Origin of the sequence: Bradyrhizobium sp. 132 (genome assembly GCF_023074185.1) — a bacterium.
Classification (GTDB): Bacteria; Pseudomonadota; Alphaproteobacteria; order Rhizobiales; family Xanthobacteraceae; genus Bradyrhizobium.
In genome coordinates this window covers 22190-28456 of record NZ_JADPKY010000073.1, presented here as the reverse complement: position 1 = coordinate 28456, position 6267 = coordinate 22190, and the positions used below count along the sequence as shown (strand labels likewise).

At 63.7% G+C, this 6267-nt stretch carries 8 protein-coding genes; 5 read left to right on the top strand and 3 right to left on the bottom strand.

Annotated elements, in window-relative coordinates; all coding sequences use genetic code 11:
- From IVA74_RS12125 to IVA74_RS12115, 3 genes are all read right to left on the bottom strand, one after another.
- Positions 1 to 104: transposase (locus IVA74_RS12125; protein WP_247340152.1), on the bottom strand; the 104-nt coding region annotated here is incomplete at its 3' end.
- Positions 105 to 489: 385 nt separating this feature from the next.
- Positions 490 to 2343 (bottom strand): KUP/HAK/KT family potassium transporter, encoded by a 1854-nt coding sequence (locus tag IVA74_RS12120; RefSeq protein WP_247343443.1) that lies wholly within the window; start codon positions 2341 to 2343, stop codon positions 490 to 492.
- A 201-nt stretch (positions 2344 to 2544) separates the two neighbouring features.
- Positions 2545 to 2802, bottom strand: coding sequence for a hypothetical protein (locus IVA74_RS12115; RefSeq protein ID WP_247343440.1), 258 nt, complete (start codon positions 2800 to 2802; stop codon positions 2545 to 2547).
- 270 nt (positions 2803 to 3072) lie between these two features.
- Here IVA74_RS12115 and coaD point away from each other — a divergent pair, with 270 nt between their 5' ends.
- The 5 genes from coaD to queA all read left to right on the top strand — a co-directional run bounded on the left by coaD (position 3073) and on the right by queA (position 6260).
- Positions 3073 to 3567 (top strand): pantetheine-phosphate adenylyltransferase, encoded by a 495-nt coding sequence (coaD, locus tag IVA74_RS12110; protein ID WP_247343438.1) that lies wholly within the window; start codon positions 3073 to 3075, stop codon positions 3565 to 3567.
- A 41-nt stretch (positions 3568 to 3608) separates the two neighbouring features.
- Complete coding sequence (locus tag IVA74_RS12105) at positions 3609 to 4172, top strand: peptidylprolyl isomerase (protein ID WP_247343435.1); 564 nt, start codon at positions 3609 to 3611, stop codon at positions 4170 to 4172.
- A gap of 8 nt (positions 4173 to 4180) precedes the next feature.
- On the top strand, positions 4181 to 4591 hold the full coding sequence (locus IVA74_RS12100; protein ID WP_247343431.1) for a hypothetical protein: 411 nt from the start codon (positions 4181 to 4183) through the stop codon (positions 4589 to 4591).
- Positions 4588 to 5052, top strand: coding sequence for a peptidylprolyl isomerase (locus IVA74_RS12095; protein WP_247343427.1), 465 nt, complete (start codon positions 4588 to 4590; stop codon positions 5050 to 5052). The genes IVA74_RS12100 and IVA74_RS12095 overlap by 4 nt, the downstream gene beginning before the upstream one ends.
- A gap of 134 nt (positions 5053 to 5186) precedes the next feature.
- Positions 5187 to 6260, top strand: coding sequence for a tRNA preQ1(34) S-adenosylmethionine ribosyltransferase-isomerase QueA (gene queA, locus IVA74_RS12090; RefSeq protein ID WP_247343424.1), 1074 nt, complete (start codon positions 5187 to 5189; stop codon positions 6258 to 6260).
- Positions 6261 to 6267: the final 7 nt, after the last annotated feature.

The following is a 6267-nucleotide window of genomic DNA, read 5'->3' as shown; positions in this document are numbered from 1 at the left end:
TGAATACCAAGGTCTTTGGACGCCTGCGCATACGACACGCCGCGCTGCTTGATCAGCCGCACGGCCTCAAGCTTGAACTCCCGCGTAAACTGCCTTCTCTCCATGACGCACCTCCTGCTCCATAAAACACCTAACTTGGTGTCTTCGGAACCGGGTGCAGCTCACTCTCGAGTAAACTTGAATCCGAAAACCTCACCTCCTGTGAGCCCCCAAAGCCATTTTTCTAAGAATTCTTGGTGATTAATGATCCAAACGGCAACCGTCGCTGCGAGGACAATTTTGAACAGCGAGGTCATCACATTGAAAAGGGTTTCCAATGCGGAAGACACAATCGTCAGCAAGCCGGGGTCAGATGGTTTAGACGCAGGCTCTTTTGCCCGAGGTTGCGCGTAGCTTCTGTTGCTTGGCATTGCATCCAAATTCTTTGAAGAATAAATCTACAATGTAGGGTAGTCTATAATTCAGATGCACAACTTAGCATTCTCCAACCTAAATCTCCAGCTCCGTCCCGAACTCCACCACCTGCTTGGTCGGCACGCCGAAGAATGCGGCCGAGCGTTCGGCGTTGCGCTGGAGGAAGGCAAACAGGGTTTCTCGCCAGACCCACATGCCCGGGACGTCCTCGCGCGGGATGATGGTCTCGCGCCCGACATAATAGGTGATGTCGGAGAGGTCGATGCCGGACAGCTTGCCGTGGCGGCAGGCGAGGGTCAGTCCTTCGTAGATCGTCGGGTTCTGCATGAAGCCGTAATGCAGGATGACGCGGGTGATGCCGGGGATGATCTCGATCACCTCGGTACGGTCCTCGTCAGTGATATGCGGAAGCTCCTCGATCAGCACGGTGACGAGGACGATACGCTCGTGCAGCACGTGGTTGTGCTTGACGAACTGGGTCAGCGCCAGCGGTACGCCGCGCGGCGCCGACGCCAGGAACACAGCCGTCCCGGGCAGTCGGGCGCTGCATTTGTTGACCGCCGTCTCGATCAGATCCTCCTCGGGCTGGCGCAGTTTTCCGCGCGCGGCCTCGACCAGCTTCACGCCGGCGCGCCACGTCAGCATCAGGAAGGCGACAAGGGCCGCGAGCAGCAGCGGAAACCAGCCGCCTTCGAACAGCTTGATCGAGTTGGCCGAGAAGAAGATCAGGTCGATCACGAAGAAGAAGCCGTTCACGGGCACTACCAGCCACGGCGAATAGCCCCACTGGATTGCGACCAGGGCGGCGAGCAGCGTGGTGATCGCCATCAGGAGCGACACCGCGATGCCATAGGCGCCGGCGAGCGCCTCCGAGGTGCCGAAGCTCAGGACCGCGCCGAGCGTTGCGGCGGCGAGCAGCCAGTTCACCAGGGGCACGTAGATCTGGCCGATCGCGTCACTCGTGGTGTGGCGAATCTGCATGCGCGGAAGGAAGCCGAGCTGGATCGACTGCTGGGTCAGCGAGAACACGCCGGAGATGATCGCCTGCGAGGCGATCACGGTCGCAACCGCCGAGAACGCCACCAGCGGATAGTGCAGGGCGTCGGGGCAGAGCTGGAAGAACGGATTTTCGATCATTGTGGGGTCGGTGATCAAGAGCGCGGCCTGGCCGAAATAGTTCAGCACCAGCGCGGGCAGGCAGATCGCGAACCAAGCCAGCCGGATCGGCAGACGGCCGAAATGCCCCATGTCGGCATACATGGCCTCGCCGCCGGTCACCGCGAGGAAGGCCGCGCCGAGGATCGCGAAGGAGACATGGAAATCCTGGTGGATCAGGAATTCGAACGCATAGAGCGGGCTGAGCGCCGCCAGCACCGCCGGCGCCTTGACGATGCCGTGGATGCCGAGCGCGGCCAGCACGAAGAACCAGGCCAGCATCACCGGTCCGAAGATGCGGCCAATGAAGCCGGTGCCCTGCTTCTGCATTATGAACAGGCCAACCAGGATGACGATGGTGACGGGCACCACGACGGGCGCCAGCGAGGGGGCATCGACCTTGAGGCCCTCGATGGCGCTGAGCACTGAGATCGCGGGCGTGATCGCGCCGTCGCCGTAGAGCAGCGCAGCGCCGACGAGGCCGACGACCAGCAGATGGGCGCGCCAGGTGCCGGGTTGGGCGTTGCGCGCGTGCAGCAGCGCCAGCAGCGCGACGATGCCGCCTTCGCCGCGGTTGTCCGCACGCAGGATCAGCAGCGCATATTTCAGCGAGATGATGAGCAGCAGTGCCCAGAGGATCAGCGAGGCAACGCCCAGAACAGCATCGTTGGTCACTGCGCCGCCGTGGGCGGCGGCCTTGGCGGCTTCCTTCAAGGCGTAGAGGGGACTGGTGCCGATATCGCCATAGACCACCCCGAGGGCCCCCATGGTCATGGCGATCGGCACAGGGTCAGGATGATGGCCGGAGGCGACTGCGGGCGTACTGGACAAGATCGACCCCCGATGGGATCGCGCCCGTCGGACCATTCCGACGGGCGCGAGCATCAGGCAGTCTGCGACGGGATGTCGCAAATATCCATCTTCATTATCTTGGGCTTTATATCGGGGTTTGTGACGCGAAGCTGACAGACCCGACTACGGGGTACGGTCGGCGGTCACGAGGCGAGCCTCGCGGATGTTGGCTTTGGTGCCGACCTGGCGGAGGCAGGAGGCCTCGAAATTCGGCCAGGCCTGCTGCGAGCAGTCCTTGCCGATGGCGCGGATATCGAGCCGGTCGCTCTTGGCGAGCGGCTGCGGCACGCTGGCCTCGACGGTCGGGGCGAAGCCGGGCAGGAGGGTGAGAGCGGCAGCGACACACGCAGAGATGGCGATCGCTGAAAGAGCCTTGATCATTGACAGTCCCCTGTGCTGTGGCCGCTACGCCCAGTGTGCGGCCCGTCATTTCGTTGGCTGGATTGGTAACCATGACCAGTTTCCGGACGTCTTCGCGGCTGTGGGAAATGGTTTCGTTCGCGCGTCCTTTGGTTTCGTGGCCGCCCTCAGGACGAAACAAACCGGCCATCGTCGACATGGCCGGAGGGACATTTTGCGGAAAATGGGCAGGAAATGGCCAGGGAACCCGCCTGGCTTGCCGGCCCGGGCCGGGCGCGGTAGGACGTGGCCATGCCGCGCATTGCCTTCTACCCAGGTTCCTTCGACCCCATCACCAACGGCCATCTGGACGTGGTCCGGCACAGCGTGTCGCTGTGCGACAGGCTCGTTGTCGCGATCGGGGTGCATCCCGGCAAGAAGCCGCTGTTCTCGACCGAGGAGCGGCTAAAGATGCTCGATGACGTCTGCGGGCCGGTGGCGGCCCAGGCCGGCTGCGTGCTCGAGGCTGTGACGTTTGACGATCTGTCGGTGGTCTCGGCGCGCAAGCACGGTGCGACCATCATGATTCGGGGCCTGCGCGACGGCACCGACCTCGACTACGAGATGCAGCTCGCCGGCATGAACGGCGCCATGGCGCCCGAGGTGCATACGGTCTTCCTGCCGGCCTCTCCCATGGTCCGCCCGATCACCGCCACTTTGGTGCGCCAGATCGCCGCCATGGGCGGGGACGTCTCGGCCTTCGTCCCGCCGCTGGTTGCGGCACAGCTCAAGGCAAAATTCGCCTGATAACGGCGCGTTTCCTCTCTCATCTCTGATCCGGAGTTATCATGATCCGAATTCTCGCAGTTCTTGCCGCGGTTCTGTTCGCGGCGCCGGCCTTCGCGCAAGCCTTGCCGGCGGGCCTCGACAAGGCCAACGCCGTCGTCATCGACACCACCAAGGGCCGCATCGTCATCAAGCTGCGGACGGATCTGGCGCCCCAGCACGCCGAGCGCATCAAGCAGCTCGCGCGCGAGGGCTATTACAACAACGTGCCGTTCCACCGCGTCATGGACGGCTTCATGGCGCAGACCGGCGACGGCGAGAAATTCAACGGCACCGGCGGCTCGAAATATCCGAATCTGAAACAGGAATTCTCCAAGGTGCATTTTGCCCGCGGCATCGTCGGGATGGCGCGGCGCGGCGACAGCGTCGACACTGCCAACTCGCAGTTCTTCATCATGTTCGCGGACGGCGGCAGCCTCGACAACCAGTACACCGTGATCGGCGAGGTCGTGCAGGGCATGGACGTCGTCGACAAGCTGAAGAAGGCGCCTCCCGGATCAAGCGGCGGCACCGTCACCGACCCCGACAAGATGGTGAAGGTGCAGGTCGCTTCCGACATCAAGTAGGAGAGACGATGGCGCGCTGCGCTGGCAAGCTCCTGCTGGTTGCCGCGGTGCTGCTGCTCGGCGTCTCCGGAGCGGCCGCCGGGGACGCGCAGGTCAACACCATCCAGGACATCTTCCGGCATCTGCGCACCTGCTGGAAGCCGCCGCCTGCCGCCAAGGCCCGTCCCATCGACATCACCGTCGTCGTGAGCTTTAACCGGGCTGGAAACATTCTGGGCCATCCGAGGATTACCTATGAATCCGCGGAGGCCTCCGACGATGACCGGCTGCAATACCGGGTCGCGGTGATGGAGGCATTGCAACGCTGCACGCCGATGCCATTTACCGATGCGATGGCCGGCGCCGCTGCGGGGCGTCCATTCGCGATCCAGTTTCGCAACCGGAAGACTTCACCCCCAACCCAAGAGAGACGAGCATGAGTGCCACCGAAAACACCCTGATCCTCGAGACCACCCAGGGCCCCGTCACCATCGAGATGCGGCCTGATCTGGCGCCCGGCCACGTCGCGCGCATCAAGGAGCTCGTGCGCGAAGGCTTCTACGACGGCATCGTGTTCCATCGCGTGATCGACGGCTTCATGGCGCAGACCGGCTGCCCGCAGGGCACCGGCACCGGCGGCTCCGGCCAGAAGCTGAAGGCCGAGTTCAGCAAGGAGCCGCATGTACGCGGCGTCACCTCGATGGCCCGTGCAGCGAGCCCCGACTCCGGCGACAGCCAGTTCTTCATCGTGTTCGACGACGCCCGCTTTCTCGACAACCAGTACACGGTGTGGGGCAAGGTCACCGAGGGCATGGATAACGTCGACAAGATCAAGCGCGGCGAGCCCGTGCAGAACCCCGACAAGATCGTCAAGGCGCGGATGGCGGCTGACGCGGAGTAGGCGTTTCCCCTCATGGTGAGGAGGCGCGTAGCGCCGTCTCGAACCATGAAGGCCAAGCTGCAGCAGCGGGGCCTTCATCCTTCGAGACGCGCGTTCCGCGCTCCTCAGGATGACTATGTGGCGCTGAGCCCGACATGCGCACCGATCTCTTCGATTTCGACCTGCCCGCCGAGCGCATCGCACTGCGCCCGGCGAGCCCGCGCGACTCCGCGAAGATGCTGGTTGTCGATCACGGCACGCTGCGCGACCGTGTCATCGCCGACCTGCCGCAATGGCTGAAGCCGGGCGACCAGCTTGTTGTCAACGACACCAAGGTGATCGCGGCGCAATTGAAGGGCCGCCGCATCGGCCGCGAGACCGAGCCGAAGATCGAGGCGACGCTGATCAAGCGCGTCGACGGCTCGCGCTGGCAGGCACTGGTGAAGCCCGCCAAGAAACTCACGCCCGGCGACCGCATTCGCTTCGGCAATGAGGGCAAGGTCTGCCTGCTCGGCCATCTCGACGCCGAGGTCGAGGCCAAGGGCACTGAGGGTGAGGTGACGCTGTCATTCTCGTTCCACGGCCCGATACTGGATCAAGCCATCGCCGATCTCGGCAGCCCGCCGCTGCCGCCCTACATCGCCTCCAAACGCACGCCGGATGATCAGGACCTCGCCGACTACCAGACCATGTTCGCGGCGAATGAAGGTGCCGTTGCCGCGCCGACAGCAGGCCTGCATTTCACGCCGGCGCTGGAGCAGGCGCTGCACGCGCGCGGCGTCGGCATCAACCGCGTCACGCTGCATGTCGGGGCAGGGACGTTCCTGCCGGTGAAGGTGGATGACACCGAAGGCCACAAGATGCATGCTGAGTGGGGCACGATCTCGGCCGAGACGGCGGAAAAGCTCAACACCGCGCGGAGCAATGGCGGCCGTATCGTCGCGGTCGGCACCACGTCATTGCGGCTGCTTGAAAGCACAGCCAGCGAGGACGGCACCATTCAGCCGTTCACCGCCGAGACGTCGATCTTCATCACCCCCGGCTATCGCTTCCGCGCCGTCGATATCATGCTGACCAATTTCCATCTGCCGAAGTCGACGCTGTTCATGCTGGTGTCGGCGTTCTCCGGGCTCGAGGCGATGCAGCAGGCCTATGCGCATGCGATCGCACACGGTTACCGGTTCTATTCGTATGGCGATGCGTGTTTGTTGTTTCGGGCAGAGCCGTAAGGTGGGC